The 21,307-nt window shown below is 66.7% G+C and carries 20 protein-coding genes; 9 read left to right on the forward strand and 11 right to left on the reverse strand.

Annotated elements, in window-relative coordinates; genetic code table 11:
* Window positions 1-63 precede the first annotated feature (63 nt).
* On the forward strand, window positions 64-1,206 hold the full coding sequence (locus ACSFC7_RS12875) for a thiolase family protein (protein ID WP_436343171.1): 1,143 nt from the start codon (window positions 64-66) through the stop codon (window positions 1,204-1,206).
* Between the two features lie 194 nt (window positions 1,207-1,400).
* Here the strand turns inward: ACSFC7_RS12875 and ACSFC7_RS12880 are convergent, their stop codons facing one another.
* Window positions 1,401-1,892, reverse strand: coding sequence for a hypothetical protein (locus ACSFC7_RS12880; protein ID WP_436343172.1), 492 nt, complete (start codon window positions 1,890-1,892; stop codon window positions 1,401-1,403).
* 122 nt (window positions 1,893-2,014) lie between these two features.
* Here ACSFC7_RS12880 and aroC point away from each other — a divergent pair, with 122 nt between their 5' ends.
* The 3 genes from aroC to ACSFC7_RS12895 all read left to right on the forward strand — a co-directional run bounded on the left by aroC (window position 2,015) and on the right by ACSFC7_RS12895 (window position 6,490).
* Window positions 2,015-3,214, forward strand: a complete 1,200-nt coding sequence (gene aroC / locus ACSFC7_RS12885) for a chorismate synthase (RefSeq protein WP_436343173.1) — start codon at window positions 2,015-2,017, stop codon at window positions 3,212-3,214.
* 433 nt (window positions 3,215-3,647) lie between these two features.
* Window positions 3,648-5,552, forward strand: a complete 1,905-nt coding sequence (locus ACSFC7_RS12890; protein ID WP_436343174.1) for a 2-oxoacid:acceptor oxidoreductase subunit alpha — start codon at window positions 3,648-3,650, stop codon at window positions 5,550-5,552.
* Between the two features lie 2 nt (window positions 5,553-5,554).
* On the forward strand, window positions 5,555-6,490 hold the full coding sequence (locus ACSFC7_RS12895; protein ID WP_436343175.1) for a thiamine pyrophosphate-dependent enzyme: 936 nt from the start codon (window positions 5,555-5,557) through the stop codon (window positions 6,488-6,490).
* Between the two features lie 90 nt (window positions 6,491-6,580).
* Here ACSFC7_RS12895 and ACSFC7_RS12900 read toward each other — a convergent pair whose 3' ends face one another.
* The 4 genes from ACSFC7_RS12900 to ACSFC7_RS12915 all read right to left on the reverse strand — a co-directional run bounded on the left by ACSFC7_RS12900 (window position 6,581) and on the right by ACSFC7_RS12915 (window position 10,308).
* Window positions 6,581-7,348 (reverse strand): LolA family protein, encoded by a 768-nt coding sequence (locus tag ACSFC7_RS12900; protein WP_436343176.1) that lies wholly within the window; start codon window positions 7,346-7,348, stop codon window positions 6,581-6,583.
* Between the two features lie 49 nt (window positions 7,349-7,397).
* Window positions 7,398-8,558 carry a LolA family protein gene (locus ACSFC7_RS12905; protein WP_436343178.1) on the reverse strand — a complete coding sequence of 387 codons (1,161 nt, stop codon included), beginning with the start codon at window positions 8,556-8,558 and terminating at the stop codon, window positions 7,398-7,400.
* 89 nt (window positions 8,559-8,647) lie between these two features.
* On the reverse strand, window positions 8,648-9,907 hold the full coding sequence (locus ACSFC7_RS12910; RefSeq protein ID WP_436343179.1) for a LolA family protein: 1,260 nt from the start codon (window positions 9,905-9,907) through the stop codon (window positions 8,648-8,650).
* Window positions 9,908-9,993: 86 nt separating this feature from the next.
* On the reverse strand, window positions 9,994-10,308 hold the full coding sequence (locus ACSFC7_RS12915) for a hypothetical protein (protein WP_436343180.1): 315 nt from the start codon (window positions 10,306-10,308) through the stop codon (window positions 9,994-9,996).
* A 206-nt stretch (window positions 10,309-10,514) separates the two neighbouring features.
* Between ACSFC7_RS12915 and lrpA1 the strand changes: the two genes are divergently transcribed.
* The 3 genes from lrpA1 (at window position 10,515) to ACSFC7_RS12930 (ending at window position 12,188) form a co-directional block, all read left to right on the forward strand.
* Window positions 10,515-10,943 (forward strand): HTH-type transcriptional regulator LrpA1, encoded by a 429-nt coding sequence (gene lrpA1, locus ACSFC7_RS12920; protein ID WP_436343182.1) that lies wholly within the window; start codon window positions 10,515-10,517, stop codon window positions 10,941-10,943.
* 67 nt (window positions 10,944-11,010) lie between these two features.
* Window positions 11,011-11,508, forward strand: coding sequence for an SRPBCC family protein (locus ACSFC7_RS12925; RefSeq protein WP_436343184.1), 498 nt, complete (start codon window positions 11,011-11,013; stop codon window positions 11,506-11,508).
* An 86-nt stretch (window positions 11,509-11,594) separates the two neighbouring features.
* Window positions 11,595-12,188: a nitrous oxide reductase accessory protein NosL gene (locus ACSFC7_RS12930; protein ID WP_436343185.1), complete on the forward strand. Its 594-nt coding sequence runs from the start codon at window positions 11,595-11,597 to the stop codon at window positions 12,186-12,188.
* A gap of 50 nt (window positions 12,189-12,238) precedes the next feature.
* On the opposite strand, the gene ACSFC7_RS12935 is transcribed toward ACSFC7_RS12930, so the two are convergent.
* A complete protein-coding gene (locus ACSFC7_RS12935; RefSeq protein WP_436343186.1) occupies window positions 12,239-13,108 on the reverse strand; it encodes a DMT family transporter in 870 nt (289 codons plus the stop codon).
* 147 nt (window positions 13,109-13,255) lie between these two features.
* Here ACSFC7_RS12935 and ACSFC7_RS12940 point away from each other — a divergent pair, with 147 nt between their 5' ends.
* The gene (locus tag ACSFC7_RS12940) at window positions 13,256-14,161 is read left to right on the forward strand and encodes a DMT family transporter (RefSeq protein ID WP_436343188.1); all 906 of its coding nucleotides are present in this window, start codon (window positions 13,256-13,258) and stop codon (window positions 14,159-14,161) included.
* 16 nt (window positions 14,162-14,177) lie between these two features.
* On the opposite strand, the gene ACSFC7_RS12945 is transcribed toward ACSFC7_RS12940, so the two are convergent.
* The 3 genes from ACSFC7_RS12945 to ACSFC7_RS12955 form a co-directional block, all read right to left on the reverse strand.
* Entirely contained in the window at window positions 14,178-14,372 is a 195-nt protein-coding gene (locus ACSFC7_RS12945) for a DeoR family transcriptional regulator (protein ID WP_436343190.1), read from the reverse strand.
* Window positions 14,373-14,525: 153 nt separating this feature from the next.
* Window positions 14,526-15,368: a 3-keto-5-aminohexanoate cleavage protein gene (locus ACSFC7_RS12950; RefSeq protein WP_436343191.1), complete on the reverse strand. Its 843-nt coding sequence runs from the start codon at window positions 15,366-15,368 to the stop codon at window positions 14,526-14,528.
* Entirely contained in the window at window positions 15,365-15,646 is a 282-nt protein-coding gene (locus tag ACSFC7_RS12955; RefSeq protein WP_436343192.1) for a hypothetical protein, read from the reverse strand. Before ACSFC7_RS12955 ends, ACSFC7_RS12950 begins: the two co-directional genes overlap by 4 nt.
* 32 nt (window positions 15,647-15,678) lie before the next feature.
* Between ACSFC7_RS12955 and ACSFC7_RS12960 the strand changes: the two genes are divergently transcribed.
* Window positions 15,679-15,990 carry a hypothetical protein gene (locus ACSFC7_RS12960; protein WP_436343193.1) on the forward strand — a complete coding sequence of 104 codons (312 nt, stop codon included), beginning with the start codon at window positions 15,679-15,681 and terminating at the stop codon, window positions 15,988-15,990.
* Here the strand turns inward: ACSFC7_RS12960 and ACSFC7_RS12965 are convergent.
* Together ACSFC7_RS12965 and ACSFC7_RS12970 are read right to left on the reverse strand one after the other, a co-directional pair.
* Entirely contained in the window at window positions 15,987-16,601 is a 615-nt protein-coding gene (locus ACSFC7_RS12965; protein WP_436343194.1) for a class I SAM-dependent methyltransferase, read from the reverse strand. The genes ACSFC7_RS12960 and ACSFC7_RS12965 overlap by 4 nt on opposite strands.
* Window positions 16,602-16,748: 147 nt before the next feature.
* On the reverse strand, window positions 16,749-21,134 hold the full coding sequence (locus ACSFC7_RS12970) for an outer membrane protein assembly factor BamB family protein (protein ID WP_436343195.1): 4,386 nt from the start codon (window positions 21,132-21,134) through the stop codon (window positions 16,749-16,751).
* Window positions 21,135-21,307: the final 173 nt, after the last annotated feature.

Consider the following 21,307-nt stretch of genomic DNA (forward strand, 5'->3'; position numbering starts at 1 on the left):
AGGTTCGCTCGTCGCTTTCCGGAGAAGTTAGCTATTTACGATCACGAACGATTGTGTTATACAATGGCAGATACCACACCGGTAATCGTTAGCGCTGTTAGAACGGCACAGGGAAGAGAAGACGGTGCGCTCTCCGAGTTCCGCAGCGAAGACCTCTCGATTCCGCTGGTCAACGAGATGCTCGCGGAAACGGGACTCTCCGGTGACGACATCGACGACCTGATGTGGGGCTGTGCACAGCAGCGCGACGAACAGCGAGCGAACATCGCCCGACAGATCGCCCTCTTCTCCGATCTCGGCGAAGAGGTTCCCGCGACCACGATCGACCGACAGTGTGCGTCCTCCGCACAGGCGATCATCAGCGCCGCGGACTCGATCGCCGCGGGCCGACAGCAAGCGGTCTTCGCGGGCGGCGTCGAGAGCATGAGCCGCGTGAAGATGGGCTCCGCAGAGAGCGGGAGCATGCACCCGAAACTCGACGAGGAGTACGGCATGCGCAACCTCCAGATGGGGATGACGGCCGAGAAGGTCGCCGAGAAGTACGGCATCTCCCGGGATGAACAGGACGAGTACGGCGCTCGGAGCCAGCGGCGCGCCGTCGAGGCCACCGAGGAAGGGACGTTCGACGACGAGATCGTCCCCCTCGAGACGGAAGACGGGACCCACGACGAGGACGAGGGCCTGCGTCCCGGAACCACCCCCGAGAAGTTGGCCGAATTACCGACCGCCTTCAAGGAAGACGGCACCGTCACGCCCGGCAACGCCTCCCAGATCGCCGACGGTGCCGCTGGCGTCCTCTTGACCAGCCGCGACTTTGCCGACGAGAACGACCTCGAGGTCCTCGCCGAAGTCGGCACCAGCTACGTTGCCGGCGTCGATCCGACCGAGATGGGGATCGGCCCCGTGCCGGCGACCGAAGGGCTGCTCGAGCGCGCCGGTCGCGAGATCGACGACTACGGACTCGTCGAGATCAATGAGGCCTTCGCCAGCCAGACGCTGTACTCCCAGCGCGAACTCGGGATTCCGGACGACCAGTTGAACGTCAACGGCGGCGCCATAGCCATTGGACACCCGCTGGGCTGCTCCGGCGCCCGCCTGCCCGTCACGCTCGTCCACGAGATGAATCGGCAGGGCGTCGAGCGCGGGATCGCGACGGAATGCGTCGGCTTCGGGCAGGGAGCTGCGATCGAGTTCGAACTCCTCTGAGACGAGTGATCTGGGCCTTTTGGTCTCTTCGCGAACGAAGTGAGCGAAGGTCAGCGAGAGCTCCGCTCTCGCCGGACAGATTTTGCGAGGGAGACCGCGAGCAAAGCGAGCGCATCGACCGAGACAAAAGGTGGTCGCGTCAGGGTGCGGCGATCGAGTTCGAACTGCCCCGATCGCTCGAGTCGCAGACCGTCTCAACAGTGATCGGCGTCCGACTCCGTCGTCGATTCGAACTCCCCGTTCTCGAGGACGAACAGTTCGGTCCCGGGGCAGGGGTCGTCGAACGACGACGCCTCGAGGTCGGTCGTGTTCGTCGCGCCGTCGATATCGACGGTCAGGTCGTACTCGTCTCGCCCGTGAAGGAAAACGACGGCGTGGGCCTCCGGATCGAGATCGTAGCCCCCGTCGAGGGCGGTAGTCCCGTCGGCCGATTCGATCACGAGGGAGACGGATCGCTGTTCGTCGTCGAGATTCCAGAGGCGGACGCGGTGGGGCGGCTCGTCGTCGCTCTGCGGACCGATCGTCGCTCGAGCGATCGGCTCGTCGGGATCCGCCGGTGGTTCGGGATCCGGGGATGTCTCGGGACTCGAATCGTCCTGTAGGGCTGCCGCCTCGGTCACCGAGAGGCGGCCAGCGACCGCGGCGCTCGAGCAGGCAACCCCCGCGAGAAACGAACGGCGGTGCATGGTATAATGTGACGTGCGTTACTGGAGAGCAAGAGCGTTGGGGATGGGTGTGCAGCCTTAATTTCCGAACGCCGTTGCGGAATCACGTACCGCTAAGTGGCCCCGTCCCCGAGGGGCCTGTAATGAACGGCAACCGCTTCGGTCGCCTCTTTCAGGTGACCACGTTCGGTGAGAGCCACGGGGAAGCGATGGGCTGTACGGTCTCGGGCTGTCCCGCCGGCCTCGAACTCTCCGAAGACGACATTCAGGAAGACCTCGATCGACGCAAACCCGGCCAGTCGATGATCACGACCAGCCGCGGCGAACCCGACGCCGTCTCGATCAAGTCGGGCGTACAGGACGGCTACACCACGGGCACGCCGATCGGGCTGGTCATTCAGAACAAGGACGCCCGCTCGGGCAAGTACGAACCCTTCATCACCGCGCCGCGGCCCAGCCACGGCGACTTCACCTACTCCGCGAAGTTCGGCACGCGAAACTGGGGCGGCGGCGGTCGCTCGTCCGCGCGAGAGACGGTCAACTGGGTCGCTGCCGGCGCCATCGCAAAGAAACTGCTCGCACGGGAGGGGATCGAACTGAAGGGCCACGTGAACCAGATCGGCGACATTGAGGCCCCTGACGTGAGTTTCGAGGAGATGCTCGAGCACAGCGAGGAAAACGACGTTCGCTGTGCCCACCCCGAAACCGCCGACGAGATGCAGGACCTGATCGCCGACTACCAGGAGGAAGGCGACTCCATCGGCGGGAGCATCTACTTCGAGGCGCAGGGCGTCCCGGTCGGCCTCGGCGCGCCGCGATTCGACTCGCTGTCCGCTCGGCTCGGCCAGGCGATGATGGCGGTTCCGGCGACGACGGCGTTCGAATTCGGACTCGGCACCGAGGCCGCAGAGTGGACCGGGAAGGATCGAAACGACGACTGGGAGTTCGACGACAGCGAGGCGCACCGCGCCTCGGATGAGAGCGGCGACGAGCCGCGAACGTGGGGGAACCCGACGCCCGTCGAGAACGACCACGGCGGCATTCAGGGCGGCATCTCCTCCGGCGAGCCCATCTACGGCGAAGTCACTCTCCACGCGCCCACGTCGATCCCGAAGAGCCAGCAGACCGCCGATTGGGAGACCGGCGAACTCAAAGAGGAGAAGGTCATCGGCCGCCACGATCCCGTCCTTCCACCCCGAGGCGTCCCCGTCGTCGAGGCGATGCTCGCCCTGACGCTCGTCGACTTCATGCTCCTGTCGGGCCGACTCAACCCCGACCGCGTCGACGACCAACCGGGCGAGTACGATACGGACTACCATCCGAGTAACCCGAACAACGAATAGCGACCGTTTTCGCGTTCGTACGTTTTCGCAGTACTGTCCGACTCTCGGCGGTCTCGTTCGCTAGTCTCGAGCCGTCAGTCGGCTGATCTTCGTTCGTGTGGGCCACGGTCCGCCTCGAGCGTTCCCGATAGATCGCCGGACGGCGGACACGTGAGAAACTGATTAGGAGGCCATCCGAGCCCGTTATCAGAAACAGATATATAATAATTTACCATCGCGCAAGTATAGCAACGCCGACACCGTTCTACGAACGGTCAATCGTTCACAAACAATAGGTAAATTCACTAGTACACCGAACGTTCACGGTCAATAATCTCGTATATTGTGTGGTTGTTCATTCTTCACGATAGATGCATGATAATCTATAGCAAAGGCTTTAGGTCACGTGGATCAAAATCAGGGTACGGTTGGCCATACCGGCCACTGATCTACTATGAGCGACGACGAACTCATCTGGCGAGTTGCAGGCGGTTCCGGAGACGGGATCGACTCGACGAGTCAGAACTTCGCAAAAGCGCTGATGCGCTCGGGGCTCGACGTATTCACCCATCGGCACTATCCGTCGCGGATTCGCGGCGGCCACACATACGTCGAAATCCGAGCCGCAGCCCACGAGGTACAGTCACGGGGAGATGGCTACAACTTCCTGCTCTCGCTGGGCGACTCCTTCGCCCGCAACCCGCAGGAGGAAGCCTACTACGGCAACGAGGAGATCAAGCCGCTGTCCGAGAATCTGGACGAACTGCGAGAGGGCGGCATCATCGTCTACGACGAGGGTCTGATCAGCGAGGAAGACGTCGAGGAAGTCAACCTCGAGGAGCGTGCCGAGGAGAACGACTGGCACGTCTTCCCGATGGACCTCCGCGGACTCGCTAAAGAGCACGGCCGCGAGGTCATGCGCAACACCGCCGGTGTCGGTGTCACCGCGGCCCTGCTCGACATGGACCTCGAGCACATCGAGGATCTGATGTCCGACGCCATGGGCGGGGACATCCTCGAGGCGAACCTCGAGATTCTCCACGAGGCCTACGACACCGTCAACGAGGAGTACGACTTCGAACACGACCTTCGTGCTCCGACGGGCGAACACGACACCGAGCAGGCGCTGCTGTCGGGATCGAACGCGATCGCCTACGGTGCGATCGACGGTGGCTGCCGATTCATCGCCGGCTACCCGATGACGCCGTGGACGGACGTGTTCACCATCCTCAGCCAGAACTTCCCCGACATGGGTGGCGTCTCCGAGCAGGTCGAAGACGAGATCGCCGCCGCGGCGCTCGCCGTCGGTGCGAGCCACGCGGGTGCGAAGGCCATGTCCGGGTCCTCCGGCGGTGGCTTCGCGCTCATGAGCGAACCGCTCGGACTCGCCGAGATGACCGAGACGCCGCTCGTGCTCGTCGAGTCGATGCGTGCCGGTCCCTCGACCGGGATGCCGACGAAGCCCGAACAGGGCGACCTCGAGTTCGTGCTCTACACGAGCCAGGGCGACTCCTCGCGAGTCGTCTTCGCGCCGGGCAACATCGAGGAGGCCTACGAACAGACTCGGCTGGCCTTCGAGATCGCCTGGGACTACCAGATCCCGACGATCATCATCTACGACCAGAAGCTCTCCGGCGAGAACACGAACGTCGACGTCGAGTTCTTCGACCGCGAGCCCGAACCCGGCCTGGGCGCGACGATGACTGAAGCGGAACTCAAAGAAGCGGCCCACGACGCGAGTGGGAAGTTCAAGCGCTTCAACCACGAGGACGCCGAGGACAACGTCGCCCCGCGGTCGATTCCCGGCCAGAAAGGCGGACGCTACCTCGCGACCGGGAACGAGCACTCGCCCGTCGGCCACATCAGCGAGGATCCCGACAACCGCGTCGCACAGATGACGCGGCGCATCGAGAAACTCGAGACCATCCGCGAGACGCTCGACGAAGAGTACGACTCCAACCAGACGTACTTCGGCGACGAAGACGCCGACTACGGCATCATCACGTGGGGCTCGAGCCAGGGTGCCGTCGAAGAGGCGGTCGAGCGCCTGAACGAGCAAGGCCACTCCGTAAAGGGGATCGGCGTCTCCGATATGATGCCCTTCGCCGAGCGGGAAGTGACCGAATTCCTCGAGAGCGTCGACGAGGCGATGGTCGTCGAGATGAACGCCACCGCCCAGTTCCGCGGCCTGATCCAGAAGGAACTCGGTCGCTTCGGCGACAAGATGACCAGTCTCCTCAAGTACAACGGGAACCCGTTCGAACCGGCGGAGGTCGTCGAAGGCTACGAGGTCAACCTCGCAGACGACGACCGCGAGCCGACCGCACAGGTGCGAATCGAACCCGCTGCAGGTGACTAACCATGAGTGCATTCAACGCAATCGGAGAGGAGCGAGAGATCGACCGGGACGAGTTCACTCCCGGTGTCGAACCGCAGCCGACCTGGTGTCCGGGCTGTGGCGACTTCGGCGTTCTGAAGTCGCTCAAGCAGGCCCTGCCCGAAGTCGGCAAGACGCCCGAAGAGGTGCTGACGGTTACCGGGATCGGCTGTTCCGGCAAGCTGAACAGCTACCTCGATACCTACGGTTTCCACACGATCCACGGCCGCTCGCTGCCGGTGGCTCGTGCCGCAAAGCTCGCCAACCCCGAACTCGAGGTCATCGCCGCGGGCGGTGACGGCGACGGCTACGGGATCGGCGGCAACCACTGGATCCACACGGCCCGGGAGAACCACGACATCACCTACATCGTCTTCAACAACGAGATCTTCGGCCTGACGAAGGGCCAGACCTCGCCGACCAGCCCGAAGGGCCACAAGTCCAAGACGCAGCCCTCGGGCAGCGCGAAGACGCCGCTACGACCGCTGTCGATGTCGCTGAACGCCGGCGCGAGCTACGTCGCTCGGACGGCCGCCGTCAACCCGAACCAGGCCAAGGAGATCATCGCGGAGGCCATCGAACACGACGGCTTCGCTCACGTCGACTTCCTGACCCAGTGTCCGACGTGGAATAAGGACGCTCGCCAGTACGTCCCCTACATCGACGTCCAGGAGTCCGACGACTACGACTTCGACGTCCACGACCGGCGCGAAGCCGCCGAGATGATGCACGAGACCGAGGACGTCCTCAAAGACGGGACCGTCCTGACGGGCCGATACTACGTCGAGGACGATCGGCCGTCCTACCAGGAGGAGAAGGCCGCCGTCGGCGAACTGCCCGACCAGCCGGTCGCCGAGCGCTACTTCGACGAGGATAGCGAGTGGGAGCGCAGCTACGACCTGCTCGACCGACACAAGTAACCGCGGCGACGCGTTTCGGCGCCACTCGAGACGACTTTCGATTTTTGGCCCAGATTACGGGAACGAGCAACTGCACCCGCTCGGTTGGAATCAGTTCGAAACCGACTCGCGTTCGACGGTCGCCGACTCTGGTGGCTCGAACGTGAATCGATCGTCGTCGATGCGCTCGTCGAACGTCACGTCGCTGTACGTGATCGATAGTTCGAGGTCGCCGGCTTCGACGTGATACTCGAGCGGGAAGAATCGCTCCTGGTCGGTCACGAGTTCGGCCGAATCCGCGTACGTGCCGTCGACGTCGCTGGTCTCGAGCGGCAGGACGTACTCCGTGTCACCGACGATGATCCCGACGGAGCGTTCGATCGTCTCGTTCGCCGGCGGATCGAACGCCGCGCGGTAGGCGTCGTGGCCGTCGACCGTCGTCTCCTCGACGGTCGTAACCGCGTACTCCTCGAGGTAGCGCTCCTGTTCGGTGTACGCGAACTCGAGGTAGTGCGTGTCGGTCGCGTTCGAGTCACGAACCGTCACCGCGTCGTCCCCGCCGTCGTACGTCCAGACGCGGTCGCCGTCGTCGACTCTGACGAACTCGCTTCCCTGCTCGCGGTCGCCGATCCGACTCGTGCCGTCGGCGCGGAGCCAGACCGGTTCGGTGATCGTCTCGCGCTCGCCGCCGCGGTCGATCGTCACCTCGAGGGTAGCCGTGACCGCGGCCGGTGGATCGGTCGCCGCGAGCTCGTCCTCGAACTCCGTCGCGGTCGAATCGTCACCCGAGAACGTGACACAGCCGGCACCGAGTACCGTCACGGTGAGGACGAGTATCAGCACCGCAACCGACGGCAGTGTGCGATCGGCCCGCGACATTTTCAATCGTCTCTCTCAGCAGTAGTAATTAGTGTACCGACTGCGATCGTTAACACTCCGTCGGAAGTGACTCTCCGATCGCAGTGGCAGTTTCGCTCCCGTATCCGCCGCCGGCGAACACGGAGTAGTACAGGCCGTCACACGACCACTGGAGTTCGGTCCCTTCGTCGGTGTGTACGATCGTCCCCGTCGCGTTCCCGACGTCGATCGACTGTCCGCCGATCGCGAACTGCCGCTGGCCGTCGCTCGTGGTGACCGCGACCGAATCGCCGTCCCCGTTCCGGTAGCTCAGCGTCACCTGCGTCCGGTTCTCGTCGTGGAACTCGTATCGACTGATCTCCTCGAGTTCGACCGCCGCCGGCAGCGCGTCGGTCTCGGGTTCGGCGACCGTGAACGGCGCGGCGGCGTCGGCCTCGTCGACCGACTCGTGATTGGTGATCGTCGGAAACACGAATTCGTCCGGTTCGCTCCCGTCGTCCGCCTCGGGCGGTTCGAACAACGCCTCGTCGAGCGGCTCGTCGAACGAGAGCGCTCGATAGGTCGTCTCCAGTTCGATACCGTCGCCGGCGATACTGTGTTTGACGGGGAACATGGTCTCCCGATCGAGCCAGAGTTCGACGCGGTCGGCGCTTCGCTCGGCGGTATCCACCTCGCTCGTCTCGAGCGGCAAGACGTACTCGTCCGGTCCGAGTTGGACGCTGATCGATCGATCGATCGTCTCGTTCGCCGGCGGATCGAACGTGACGTGGTAGGTGTCGCGGTCGTCGACCGTCGTCTCCTCGATGTCGGTCACGTCGTAGGCCTCGACGTACCGTTCGGGCTGTTCGTAGAGGGCCTCGAGGTACGGCGTCGCGTTCGAATCGATCTCGTAACTCCGTACCGTGTCCGCCTCGCGGTCGTGGAAGTAGCGCTCGCTGCCGTCGTTGACGATGACCATCTCGCTTCCGTCTTCGGTTGTCTCGATTCGACTGGTGCCGTCGGCGCGCAGCCAGACGGTTTCGGTGTGGGTGGTCACCTCACCGTCGACCGTCTCGGTGACTTCGACCGTCGCCGCGAGTTCCTCGGGCGGCTCCGTCTCTGCGAATCGGTCCTCGAGGTGGTCCTGCGAGACGCCCTCGTCGGGAAGCGCCACGCAGCCGGCGCTCAGGCAGGCGAGCGCGACGACCACCAGGAGGAGGGCGGACCGGTGAGTGGCATCGCTGGGGGACATGTTCAGTGAGTCGACACTCGAGGTATATTACGACACCGATCGAATCTGAACGGAACGGCGGCTGTTCGGATCGGGAAGGAGACGGCACGTTACTCACAGGGGATCGACGACGCGACGTCGACCGCCGTTTCGCGCTCGAGGTCCGCCGGCGCGCCGACGTAGTAGTCGGTGTCCCCACACGTCCACGTGACGATGTGGGTGCCCGTCGTTCCCTGCTCCGTGTAGGTTCCCGTCGGTCCGTCGAGGTCGACCGCTTCGCCGTCGAACTCGACCGCCGAGAGGTCGTCGCTCGCCTCGACCGAGAGCAGCGCACCGTCGGGACCGGTGTACGCGAGTCTCACGTTCGTCCGGTCGTCTTCGTCCGCCGAGACGGTCACCCGGTCGAGTTCGTACCCCGCCAGAACGGTCGTCGGTTCGTCGACGTCGAAGGCGACGGCCGCGTCGGCGTCAGCGACGCGATCGTACGTCTCGTGGCTCGGCAGGGTGGTGTCGATGAACTCGACGTCTTCGGGCGGTTCGAACAGGTCGTCGTCGAGTTCCGGGCCGAACTCGAGCTCCCGATAGGTCATCGTCAGAGACGCGTTCTCGTCCCCGAGTTCGTACCGGATCGGGAACATGGTCTCCTGCTCGAGCCGGAGTTCGAGCCGATCGACGTCTTCGTCGGTCGACGGTACCTGCGCGTCGTCCGTTTCCGACAGGCCCTCACTCGCGTCCGTCTTCGTCGCGTTCGGATCGAAGACGACGCGATACGTCTCGTGGCCGTCGACCGTCGCCGTCTCGACCGCCTCGATTTCGTACGCCTCGAACAGCACCAGGGAGTCCTCGTAGAGTCGCTCGAGACCCGCATCGGGCGGCTCTCGAGCGTCGTGAGAGGTTCCGTAACTCCCGTCGGCGGGGAAGTTCCAGACCGTCTCGCCGTCGCTGACCGTGACTTGCACGGAACTGGTGAGTTCGCTCTCGCTGCGACGTTCCCCGCCGGCACGCATCCAGACGGCCTCGGAAAACGCGAACGGGACGCCGTCTATCGTCATCTCGGTCTCGAGCGTCGCCGCGATCGCGTCCGGCGGATCGGCGGCGGCGAACTCGGCCTCGATGTCGTCGGGAACGTCGGCGTCCGTTCCGATCGCTTCGTCTGTCTCATCCGTTCCGACCGTCTCGTTCGAGTCGCTCGAGTCGTCCGAGACGTTCGCAGTCGTGCCGTTAGAGGTGCTCGCGGCCGGTTCAACCGGTTCGTCGGCCGACTCCGTCTCGTTTCCGTCGTCGGTGACGGCGCCGGCACAGCCGGCGAGGGCGACGACGAGGACACAGAGGAAGACACACCCGAGGACGCGGATGCGGTGCTGTTTCATGCCGGATCTGTTTCGATCACGACACTATTAATTTGCCGACGCGAGTCGATATCCGTTAGACGGGGTTCGGAGTGCAACACCCGCTCTCAGCCGCGGTATCCCACGCCGCGTGCGAACAGCTTCGTGAGGTAGCTCAGGACGAGCAACGCGACGAGTAACGCGCCGAGTGCGGCGGGCCGAAAGCCGTAGAGCATCTCGCGAATCCCGTAGGCGACGACGAGCGCCCCCATGAGCAGGGCGGTCCCGCCGGCCCACCGAGAGACGTACGCCGGATCGACCGACTCGTCGTAGTTCGCGTGCAGGTCGGCCCGTCCGCGGATCGCGATGAGGTAGCCGAGAAACAGGATCGCGATCCCACAGAGTAGCCAGACGGTTCCGCTGATGAGGCTCGGGTCGACCATGTCCTTCGCTGAAACTGGGGTCAGTACGCGAATAAGTTCCTCGGTCTCGCCTCGGTGGGTATCGCCGCGATGTGACGATGGCTGTCGTCGCCCCGATACGTGTCCGATAGCCGACGTTTGACTCCCCTCATTACGGCGCCGTCCCCGGGATTTCCGTCGTTTTCGTATACAAAAGATATTTTTCCGTCGGAGCAAAACAGTATCACATGAGCACACAGGCGACGGAGGATCGCATCCTCGAAGTTCTCGAAGAGGATGCACAGGCGTCCTACGCCGAGATCGCCGATCGGGCGGACGTCTCGAAGCCGACGGTTCGAAAGTACATCAATCAACTCGAAGAAGAGGGCGTGATCGTCGGCTACTCCGCCGACATCGATCCGAAGAAACTCTCGAGCAAGACCATCGCGATGGTCGGAATCGACGTCGCGAGCGAACGCTACGTCGAGGCGACGAAGGCCCTCAAGGCCCTCGACCAGATCGAAGCGCTCTACAGTTCCAGCGGCGACCACATGCTGATGGCCGAGGTTCGCGCCGCGGACGGCGACGCGCTGGGCGAGATCATCTCCGAAAACGTTCTCGAGATCGACGGCGTCACTGCAGCCCATCCGTCGTTCCTGCAGGAGCGACTGAAATAATCGGGACCATCCGTCCGGAACACCGTTCGGCCGTTTCGTTTTCACCCCTGCCGCCGTGGTCACAGCTATGCCGACCTACGACCGTCAGACGACGATCGACGCACCGCTCGAGGACGTCTGGCAGTTTCACTCGCGAATCGAGGGGCTGGAAGCGCTCACGCCCCAGTGGATGGGGCTGCGCGTCGAGTCGATGATCGGGCCGAACGGCGAGACGGACCCGGAGGTGCTCGAGGCCGGCACCGAGATATCGCTGTCGATGCGCCCGTTCGACGTCGGCCCGCGCCGGTACTGGACCTCGTTGATCACGGAGCGCGAGCGGGGCGACGGCGTCGCGTACTTCCGCGACGAGATGATCCGCGGCCCGTTCGATCACTGGGCGCACGCGCACACGTTCTTCGCCGACGGCGCGGAGACGATTCTGCGGGACCGCGTCGAGTACGAACTACCGCACAGCGGGGACGCCGGTATCGGTCGACTCGTCGACGCGGCCGCCCCGTTCTCGCGGATCGGCTTCGAGGGGATGTTTCGAACGCGCCACCGGATGACGAAAGCGCGACTCGAGTGAACGGTCCCCCCGGTATCGGACGGAACGGCGGTCGATTCGGCGACTGAACCACGTCCGTTTTGGTGATCGGACCGATACCTACGCGTATGACTGAGCGCGAGAGCGCCCCACTCGAGCGACGACGGCTGCTCGGTCTGCTCGGGACGGGTGCGTTCGCCGGACTCGCCGGCTGTAGCGGCGGCGACGACGAGGACGACGACAACGGTGACGGCGACGACGGGCCGTCGTTCGAACCGAACATGGAGCACCCGGGCGACGGCCCGGTCGAGTTCAGCAGCAGCCACAGCTGCCCGGTCTGTACGATGACTCCGACGGATTACCCTCGATGGCACAGCCAACTCGCACACGAGGACGGAGCGGGAGCCGTCTTCGATGCGCCGGGGTGCATGTTCGCGTACCTCGTCGCCCACACTTCGGACTCCGATATCGCCGGTGCGTGGACGATGGATTACGCGAATCGAGACCTCATCGACGCCACCGACGCGTACTTCGTTCGCATCACCGACGACGACGCCGCCGACGATCCGATGGGGATCGAACCGCGCCCGTTCGCCGAGGAGGAGGACGCACTCGAGTTCCTCGAGGAGTGGGAGGCCGAGGACCTCACCGAAGACGACATCATCGGGCTGGACGACGTGGACGAGGACGTCGCGATAATTTACCGAGCGAGATACTTTTAGAGCGACTCGAGCCCCATTCTCCGACACCGACTCGAGCGGCGGTCGAGCGCTCACGTCCGACGGTGGATCAGGAGGACGCCGACGACGACGAGTCCGCCGCCGACCACCGTCGCGGCCGTCACCGATTCGCTGAGTACCGCTGCCCCGAGGACGACGGCCACGGCCGGTTCCGCCGTACTGACGATGCCCGCTCTGCTCGCGCCGATCCGTTGAAGTCCGGCGTACAGCAGGAGGATCGGTACCGCCGTCGAGAGGATCGCCAGCGCGGCCAGTACGCCCCAGGCCGTCGTCTCGGTCGCCGACGGCACCGCGAACGTCTCCATCGCGACTCCGATCGCGAGAAAGGCGACGCCGGCCGCCGGCAGGACGTGCGCCGTCAGTAGCTCGGAGTCGGCCGACTCGAGGACGCGCTCGCTGCCCATCACGTAGCCCGCGTAGCTCACGGCCCCGGCGAGCATGATGAGTACGCCTCGCGGATCGGCACCGGCCGGATCCGCGCCGACGATCAGGGCGACGCCGCCGAGCGACAGACAGAGCGCCGCGACGAGCGATCGGCTAACGCGCGACGGATTCGAGAGTATCGTCGTCGTGACGATGATCGCCGGATACGTGTAGAGGACGATCGCGACCAGCCCCGCGGTCAGATACTCCAATCCCCAGAAGTAGAAGCCGCTCATCCCGCCGAAGCCGGCGATGCCGAGGACGATCGCCCAGCCGAACGTCCGGCCGGTAAGCGGGCGCGCTCGGCCGCGAAGCCCGAGCAACAGCCAGAGGACGACGGTTGCGATGAGAAACCGAAAGACGAGGACGGTCGGAATCGAGAGACCGAGATCGCTCGCGAGCGTTCCGAAGATGCCGACGGCGCCGAACCCGACGGCAGATGCGAGTACGTACGCGATACCGACCGTCCGCTCGTTCATACGTGAACTCCCCGGTTCGTCCGTATAGTGTCGGCGATCCCGAACCAACGATCTCCGCCGTCGCGAGCGGGTCGAGTGGAATCGATACCGGGGACCGCATCACCACGTTTCGGAAGCGGTTTGGGGGCCCCCTGAGTGGCCCACGGTATGCGCGGATCCGATCTCGAGGTGACGCCCGTCGTCGCGCTGGCCTTCGCGGTGTTCGCGGCGAGCACCAGCGCCATCCTGGTCCGCTGGAGTGCGGCCCCGAGTTCGGTCGCGGCCTTCTACCGAGTGCTGTTCACGACGACCCTGCTCGCACCGGTCGCCCTGCTTCGGTACCGCGAGGAGTTCACCCGACTCTCGAGGCGCGATCTCGGCTTCGCGGCCCTCGCGGGAATCGCGCTCGCGATCCACTTCGCGGCGTGGTTCGAGAGTTTGAACCACACGAGCGTCGCGGCGAGCGTTACCATCGTCCAGAGCCAACCCATCTTCGTGGCGCTGGGGGCGGGGCTCGTCCTCGGCGAGCGGATCAGCCGCGAGACGGTCCTCGGAATCTCCGTCGCCGTGATCGGGGCCGCCGTGATGTCGTTCGGCGACGCCGGACAGGCGCCGATCTCCGACGCGACGCTGTACGGCAACGCCCTCGCGCTGCTCGGGGCGGTCACCGTCGCGGGCTACGTGCTCGCCGGACGGTCGATCCGCCAGCGCGTCTCGCTGTTCCCCTACGTGACGGTCGTCTACACGGCCTGTGCGCTGACGCTGTGTCTCCTCGTCGGCGTTCAGGGTCACGAGTTCGTCGCCTACCCGGCGCGCGAGTGGCTGCTCTTTCTCGGGATGGCCGTCGGTCCCGGCGTTTTCGGACACACCGTCGTCAACTGGGTGTTGAAACACCTCGAGTCGGTCGTGGTGAGCGTCGGTTGGCTGGGCGAACCCGTCGGGGCGACGCTGCTCGCGCTGGTGTTTCTCGCCGAGGTGCCCGACGCGGTGACCGTGGTGGGTGGGCTGGTCGTCCTCGCGGGGATCTACGTGACGACGATCGAGCGGGAACGGCGACAGCGCCCGGGATCCTGACCGTCGCGCGATCCACCTACTCAGAAAGCGTCTCGAGGTATCGCTGGCCGGTGTCCGTAATCGTGTACACGCCGCCCGAAATTTGGCGAATGTGACCGTCGGACTGCAGTTCGTGACACTCCTTGCTCACCGTCACCGGATGCACGTCGAGTGCGTCCGCCAGCGACGTCGTTTCGACCGCCCCGCGCTCGTCGAGGACCCGCAAGAGCACTCGACTCGAGCAGTTGGTCATTGTATAACCATATACCAAGGCAAAATATGGCATAGTTGTTTCGGTGGGGTGTCGACTTGAGAGAAGCTCAGTGTTTCGTGCTAATAATTCGTCGAATCGAACCGTCCGGCCGAGGACATCCCTCCGGAAGGGTCAGAGGCCGAGAATCTCGCGCGCCTGCGCCGGCGTCGCCACCTCGCGGCCGAGTTCCCCGGCGACGCGGGCAACGCGGGAGACCAGTTGGGCGTTACTCTCGGCGAGTTCTCCCCGGCGGTAGTAGACGTTGTCCTCGAGTCCGACGCGGACGTGGCCGCCGAACACGATTCCCATGGTCGCGAACGGGAGTTGATGCTGACCGAAGCCGAGAGTGTTGAATCGGGCACCGTCGGGCAGGTTGTCGATCGCGTTCAGAAAGTTTCGCGGTCGCGGTGGCGTCAGCGTGCCGGGGCCGAAGATGAGCGTCGCGTACACCGGATCGGCGAGGTCGCGGCGCTCGAGCAGGCCGTGAGCCTCGTTCAGGTGACCGTCGTTGAACACCTCGAGTTCGGGCTTGATCCCGCGCTCGACCATCTCCGCGTGGAGCGAGTCGACCAGTCCGCGGGTGTTCTCGCTGGTAAGGTGGTCGTACCGGTTCAGCGGCCCCATATCGAGCGAGGCCATCTCCGGTGCGGGATCGGTTCGAAGCGGGAGGTGGCGGTCGGCGTCCGGCGCGCCGGTCCCGCCGGTCGAGTGCTGGATGATCGGGTCGTCGGCGTGGCGGCGAATCGCGTCGTCTATCTCCTGAAACCGCTCGGTTTCGAAGGTGCGCTCGCCGTTCGGCCGGCGGGCGTGGACGTGAACGACGGAGGCGCCGGCCTCCTCGACGGCGGCCGCCGCGCGGCCGATCTCGGCCGGCGTCTCCGGGAGGTTCGGATTCGCCTCCTTCCCGTGGACGCCGCCGGTCAGCGCCGCCGTGATAATCACCGGGTCGCCGGCGAGGAAGTCGCTGTAGCTCATTCGTCCCCTCCGGTCGTCCGGTCGTCGTCGGCCGCGTTTTCAGCACCGGCACCGGAGTCGGAATCCGTATCGGTCCCGGGATCGGTCTCGATCTCGTTCGCGTCCGCGTGCTCGAGGAAGATCTCACAGTGGCGGTCGTGTGCGAGGTCGTAGCGGTCGTTGCAGACGTCGGCGCGCATCGGCTGGACGAACCGCTCGGCGGCGGTGCAGTAGGCTCGCGGTTCCGCGAACTGCATCTCCGCCGACTCCTCCCGGTAGGCCAGATACGGACAGGTCATAGGGGTTCGTTACGGGCGATCGGTGTTAACGATTGGCAGTCCGGCGATTCGGTCGGTATCGGCGATTCTTTGGGACCGGCGAGGTCCACTGGCGCGACGAGGGCGGCACGACGGCGGCGAACATCGTCTCCGGCGTCGAGAACGCACTCGAGGCACGGGAGTCGACGGAGGACGACGAGACGGCAGCCTACGGCGGGGAGACAGCGGACGATGAGGGGACGACAGACGACGGCAGGGAGATAGCGGACGGCGAAGAGACGGCAAACGGCGACGAAGAGTCGACAGACGATAGCGACGGAACGGCAGACGGCAACGGGGAGACGGCAGACGATTCTCGGGACTAGTCGCGCGCCGGGAGCTTCGGGTACGACTGACTGCCACCGCTCGAGTTCCGAGCCACGAGCGTCGCGACTGCGGCGATGCCGCCCGAGACCGGCCGCCGGCGCTCCTCGTAGGAGAGGATCGTCAGGTCGAGACACGCCCGGAGGAGGTCGTTCGATCGGTATCGAAACCGCTCGCTCGAGGGGCCGACCTCGACCGCGTCGCTCGAGCGCAGGTGGTGTTCGTAGACGAGCACGCCGCCGGGCGCCAGCGCCTCCTTGAGCGCGGGGAGGTGCTCGAGCGCCGCAAAGAAGCTCACCGCGATCACGTCGTAGGCGTCGGTCTCCGGATCGAAGTCGGCCAGATCGGCGCGGATCCAGTTCACCTCGAGGCCGCGTTTCTCGGCGCGCTCTCGGGCGTCCTCGAGTGCGACGTCGGAGATGTCGACGGCGTCGACGTCGTACCCGTTGGCGGCGAGAAAGCGCGCGTTCCGCCCGGTTCCGGTCGCGACGTCGAGGGCGCGCCCGTCCGGCAGGGTCCCGAGCCGCCGCTCGAGTTCGGGGACGGGGTCGTCGGGAAGCTCCCACTCGACGCGACTGTACTTCTCGTTCCACCGTTCGCGCTCGTCGCTCATGGCCGTCCAGACGTGCGAGCGGTACTTGGTCGTTCAGTTCTCCGCTCTCGCAGTCGACTGTGCGAACGGACACCGTCGCGCGGTCGAGAACTGTCGGGATGGGATTCGAACTGGGTCGCTCGCGATTTGCCGAGCGGAGCGTTTTTGCTACTGCTCTCCACCGCCGAGCCGCGTGAACAGCCCGGAGATGGAATCCGTCAACGAGGAGTTCGAGTCGCCGATCACCCTGACCCCGGTGTCGCCGACGGCGCACAGTCGACCGCTGGCGACGGCCAGCGACGACACGGACTCTCCGCAGTCGTGGTTCCACAGCTGTGACCCGTCCGAGATCCGCAGTGTGGCGACGCTTCCGTCGTCGAGCCCCGCGCAAACGGTCCCGCCGATGGCGACGGGGCCGGTCGTCGCCCGGCCGACGGGGGTTCGCCAGCGTTCGGTTCCCGTCTCCGTGTCGACGGCGTAGACGCTGGCGTCCGAACTGACGACGTAGGCCGTTCCGTCGCCGACGGCGGGCGGCATCTCGATCCGACCGCCGGTGTCGAACCGGCACTCGCGCGAGCCGTCGGCACTCGAGAGCGCCACGAGCGACTCGCCGGCGACGACGTACACCGTTCCGTCGCCGACGGCCGGCGGTGCGCCCGCGGTGGTCTCGAGGGCGGTCTCCCAGCGCGGACTCCCGTCGGCGGCCGCGACCGCGAACAGTCGCTCGCCGGCGGCGACGTACACCGTCTCGTCTGCGACCGTGGGACCCGCGACTGGGCCGCGTTCGATCTCGCCCTCGAGGTCGACGGTCCAGACGGGCTGGCCGGTTTCGGCGTCGATCGCGTGGAGCGCGTCGCTACCGACGTAGACCGTCTCGTCGACGGCGACCGGTGCGGTGCGGACGCGACCGTCGGTCTGGTAGCGCCAGGCTCGCTCGCCGGTTTCGGCGTCGAGCGCGTAGACGGCACCGTCGTCGCTGCCGACGTAGACCGTCTCGTCGACGACCGCCGGCGCGACTCTGATCGGGCCGCCGGCTTCGAACCGCCAGCGCTCGTGGCCGTCCTCGAGTGCGAGTGCGCTCACGCTGCCGTCGTCGCGCCCGACGACGACCGTCTCGTCGACGACCGCCGGCGCGGCCTCGACGTCGACGTCGTCCGCGAGGTCGACCCGCCAGCGTTCGCTCGCTCGACGGGTGAGCGCGTCGCCGGCGACGTGCCCGGATCGCGTCGGCCCGGCGCGGACCTGCGGCCAGTCGATCTCGTCGCTCTCGTCGCTCCCCTCGCCGTCACGCTCCCGTGCGGCCTCGAGCCGCGTCGTCGCGTTCGACGCCGCCTCCGAGACGGTCGGCACCGGATCGTCGGTGAGCGTGCCGATAACGGGCAGCGAATCGGTCTCCTCGAGCGCCGCGAGCGCTCGGACTGCACGGGCGCGAACGCGGCCGTCGGGATCGGCGAGAGACGCGCGGAGGGGCGCGACGTGGTCCCTGCCGGCGTCCTCGAGTCGGGGTCCGCCGTCGGAGTCGGCGCACTCGGCCAGCGCTGCGGCCGCGGTCGCCCGGACGTCGCCGTCGGGATCGTCGAGCGCGTCGAGCAGCGCCGGGAACGCCTCCTCGAATCCCGCGGGATCGTCCGTTGCCATCGTCTCGAGGACGCGTCCGGCGGTGACCCGAACGATCGGACTCTCGGCCTCGAGTCCGGCGGCGATCTTCGCGACGCCGGTCGGTCGGAGACTGTCGGATTCGTCGGCCAGCACGGACAGTGCGAGCAGGGCGAGTCCGGCCGCCCACGGGTCGCCGTCCAGCCGACGCCCCATCCCCGAGAGCTGGTTGTTGATGCCGTCGGTGTGGGTCGGCGTCTCGCCGCCGGTGGCGAGCGAGGCGGCGTCGAGCAGTCGATCGTCGACGTGCTCGAGCGCCGATCCGAGCGCGTCCCCGTCGTCGTGGCCGGTGATCGCGAGCGTGCCGAGTGCGAGCGCGGCGTAGCCGCGAACCGCCTCGCCGTGGCCGGACTGGGGCTGACTGCTCGCGTCGTCTCCCGCCGCACCGGCCTCGAGCAGGGCGCGCAGTCGGTCCCGTTCGGCGACGACGTCGTCGGGGGTCGTCGCGGCCAGTCGCGCGATCTCGCCGGCGATCGCGCGTCGATCCCCGTCGGCCTCGAGTCGGTCGAGCAGGAGTCCCGTCACGGGGTTGCCGTCGCCCGCCTCGACGACCGTCGTCAGCACGCCCAGGAGCGCGCGTCGTTCGGCACCCTCGGCCGCGTCGAATCGGTCGAGAAGCGGCTTGGCAGCCTCGCCGACGAGCTCCGGATCGCTCCGGGCGACGTCCGCGAGCGCGTCGGCGACGGCGACCGCGCGGTCGTCACCGGCCGCCAGGACCTCGAGGACGGCGTCGGTCGGCGTCGGCTCGGCGTCGACGTCGGCCGAGAGCGTCGTCTCGAGCGTGGACAGCGCCGCGGCGCGAACGGCCGGCGTGGGTTCGACCAGCAGTCCACAGAGGGCGTCGACTACGGCCTCGGTCTCGTCGCCGCTGGTCACGCCGAGGGTCGCGAGCGCCTCGCAGGCGGCTACGCGGACCCGCTCCTCGTCGGCGGTCGTCTCCTCGACCGCGACCGCGACCGGTGGTCGACAGCCGTCCGCGCCGTCGGGAGCGATCGTCGAGAGCGCGTTCCGGACGGTCGCCTCGATCGTTCGGTCGGCGTCGTCGAGCGCGCCGAACACCGACACCAGCACGTCGGCCTCGCGGACGTCGTCCGGATAGCGCTCCGCGAGTCGGGTGAGCGCGATCGCCGCGTTGTTCCGGACGGTCGCGTCGTCGTCACCCAGTCGGTCGCCGAGCGCCGAGACGGCGCCGCGGACGTCGTCCGGGTTCTCGGTCGCGACGGTGACGAGATCCCGCGTCGCCGCCCGTCGAACAGGCGTTTCGTCGTCCTCGAGCCGCCGGCACAGCGACCGAACCGCCGGGTGGGCGTCCGCGACCTGTGCGCTGGCGACCTCGGCGAGCGCGCGGGCGGCGTATCCCCGGACCCACTCGTCGCCCTCCTCGAGTCGGTCGACGAGCGCGGGAACGTTGGGTTCGTCTCCGGCCTCGCGGGTCGTTTCGCTCCCCGCTCGGTGCTCCGAGGCGCTTTGCGCCTCGCCGGCCTCGAGCGCGATGGCGCTCAGCGCGTCGGCCGCGTGGTGGCGCACCGGTTCGTGCGAATCGTCGAGCCGATCGGCGAGATCGGAGACGACGGGCCGCACCGGATCCGACGTGGATTCGGCGACGGCGGCGATGGCGCGGGCCGCGTCGAGGCGGACGATCTCGTCATCGTCGTCGAGGACGCCCGCGACGTCGATAACGATGGGTTCGACGGCCGTCGGTCGGGCTTCCGCGACGGCCGCGATGGCCGCGACGCCGTGGCTCCGGATCTCCGGCGTTCCCTCTTCGAGCCAGTTAGCAAGCGGCGCGACGGCATCGTCGACTGCGGCGGGTTCCTCCGACGCGACGGCCGACAGCGCCGCGGCCGCGTCCGTTCGGACGTCCTCTCGGGAGTCGTCGAGTCGCTCGACGAGTTCCGGGACGGCCGGAACGACCGCGGCGGGATCGCTCTCGGCCGCGTCCCGGAGCGCTCGAGCGGTTTCGCGGCGAACCTCGGGGACGTCGTCGAGGCGGTCCGCGAGCGGTTCGACGACGTCGGTGACCGCGTCCGGGCGATCCGCGGCGACGGCTGCGAGGGCGACCGCGGCGTCGGCTCGGATCTCCACGTGGGCGTCCGCGAGCCTGCCGGCGATCGGTTCGACCTCGGTCGCGACCGCCGCTGGTTCCTCGAGTGCGATTTCCCGAAGCGCACGCGTCGCGTTCGCTCTGATGACCTCCTCGTCGCCGGACTGCGTCCGGCTGTTCTCGGCGGTTCGCTCCGCGTCGTTCTCGAGTCGGTCGACGAGGGGGGTAATCGTCTCGAGTACGTCCTCGGGGCTCTCCGCCGCGACCGCAGCGAGGATCCCCGTCGCGTTCTCGCGGACGGCGGCCGTCTCGTCGCCGGTCGCCTCGGCCACCTCGTCGACGACCGCGGCTGCCGTCTCGGGGTCGGCGTCGGCGACCGCGGCGAGTGCGTCCGTCGTGCGGACGCGAACGCGTTCGTTCTCGTCGGTCACGTGGGCCCCGAGCGCGTCGGTCGATTCGGTGACGATACGCGGCTCGTCGGCCGCGACCGCGGCGAGGGCGTCGGCCGCGTCCGCTCGGATCGTCGTCGAGCCCTCGAGACGCTCGGTCAGGGCCGGTACCGAGTCTCGGATCGCCGCGGGGTGGGTGTCCGCGAGCGCCGACAGCGCCGCGGCGGCGTGGGACCTGATCGCGGGGTCGTCTTCGAGGCGGTCGGTCAGCGCGTCGACGGCCGACCGAACGTCGTCGGGGCGCTCCGCGGCCTCGTTCGCCAGCGTCTTCGCCGCGTACTCCCGCACCTCGGGATCCTCGGCCGTCAGAAAGGCCTCGAGTTGCGTGATTCCGACGGTGACTTCGATCCCGTCGCCCTGTTCGTCCAGTCGGAGGTCGGTCGGCGTCGTGTCTTGCCCAGTCATATGTAGCACCCGTGTCACGACGCGCGTGAGCGAGACACACGTCGTCGCGCAGATAGTTGTGCATACGGACACACCAAGTTAATTCTATCTCTGAGTGACTGGTTTCCAACGGGTCGCTAAACCGGCGATACCGATGCTGACGGCGGCAAATAGGGACGTGGCGATCGGTCGAC

Source organism: Natronorubrum halobium, assembly GCF_051351675.1.
GTDB lineage: Archaea > Halobacteriota > Halobacteria > Halobacteriales > Natrialbaceae > Natronorubrum.

Coding starts and splice junctions, on each gene's coding strand:
- ACSFC7_RS12970 (WP_436343195.1), bottom strand. CDS start 21,134: ATGACTGGGCAAGACACGACGCCGACCGACCTCCGACTGGACGAACAG.
- ACSFC7_RS12915 (WP_436343180.1), bottom strand. CDS start 10,308: ATGGTCGACCCGAGCCTCATCAGCGGAACCGTCTGGCTACTCTGTGGG.
- ACSFC7_RS12940 (WP_436343188.1), top strand. CDS start 13,256: ATGCGCGGATCCGATCTCGAGGTGACGCCCGTCGTCGCGCTGGCCTTC.
- ACSFC7_RS12890 (WP_436343174.1), top strand. CDS start 3,648: ATGAGCGACGACGAACTCATCTGGCGAGTTGCAGGCGGTTCCGGAGAC.
- ACSFC7_RS12895 (WP_436343175.1), top strand. CDS start 5,555: ATGAGTGCATTCAACGCAATCGGAGAGGAGCGAGAGATCGACCGGGAC.
- aroC (WP_436343173.1), top strand. CDS start 2,015: ATGAACGGCAACCGCTTCGGTCGCCTCTTTCAGGTGACCACGTTCGGT.
- ACSFC7_RS12965 (WP_436343194.1), bottom strand. CDS start 16,601: ATGAGCGACGAGCGCGAACGGTGGAACGAGAAGTACAGTCGCGTCGAG.
- ACSFC7_RS12905 (WP_436343178.1), bottom strand. CDS start 8,558: ATGTCCCCCAGCGATGCCACTCACCGGTCCGCCCTCCTCCTGGTGGTC.
- ACSFC7_RS12930 (WP_436343185.1), top strand. CDS start 11,595: ATGACTGAGCGCGAGAGCGCCCCACTCGAGCGACGACGGCTGCTCGGT.
- ACSFC7_RS12880 (WP_436343172.1), bottom strand. CDS start 1,892: ATGCACCGCCGTTCGTTTCTCGCGGGGGTTGCCTGCTCGAGCGCCGCG.
- ACSFC7_RS12925 (WP_436343184.1), top strand. CDS start 11,011: ATGCCGACCTACGACCGTCAGACGACGATCGACGCACCGCTCGAGGAC.
- ACSFC7_RS12875 (WP_436343171.1), top strand. CDS start 64: ATGGCAGATACCACACCGGTAATCGTTAGCGCTGTTAGAACGGCACAG.
- ACSFC7_RS12955 (WP_436343192.1), bottom strand. CDS start 15,646: ATGACCTGTCCGTATCTGGCCTACCGGGAGGAGTCGGCGGAGATGCAG.
- ACSFC7_RS12900 (WP_436343176.1), bottom strand. CDS start 7,348: ATGTCGCGGGCCGATCGCACACTGCCGTCGGTTGCGGTGCTGATACTC.
- lrpA1 (WP_436343182.1), top strand. CDS start 10,515: ATGAGCACACAGGCGACGGAGGATCGCATCCTCGAAGTTCTCGAAGAG.
- ACSFC7_RS12935 (WP_436343186.1), bottom strand. CDS start 13,108: ATGAACGAGCGGACGGTCGGTATCGCGTACGTACTCGCATCTGCCGTC.
- ACSFC7_RS12910 (WP_436343179.1), bottom strand. CDS start 9,907: ATGAAACAGCACCGCATCCGCGTCCTCGGGTGTGTCTTCCTCTGTGTC.
- ACSFC7_RS12950 (WP_436343191.1), bottom strand. CDS start 15,368: ATGAGCTACAGCGACTTCCTCGCCGGCGACCCGGTGATTATCACGGCG.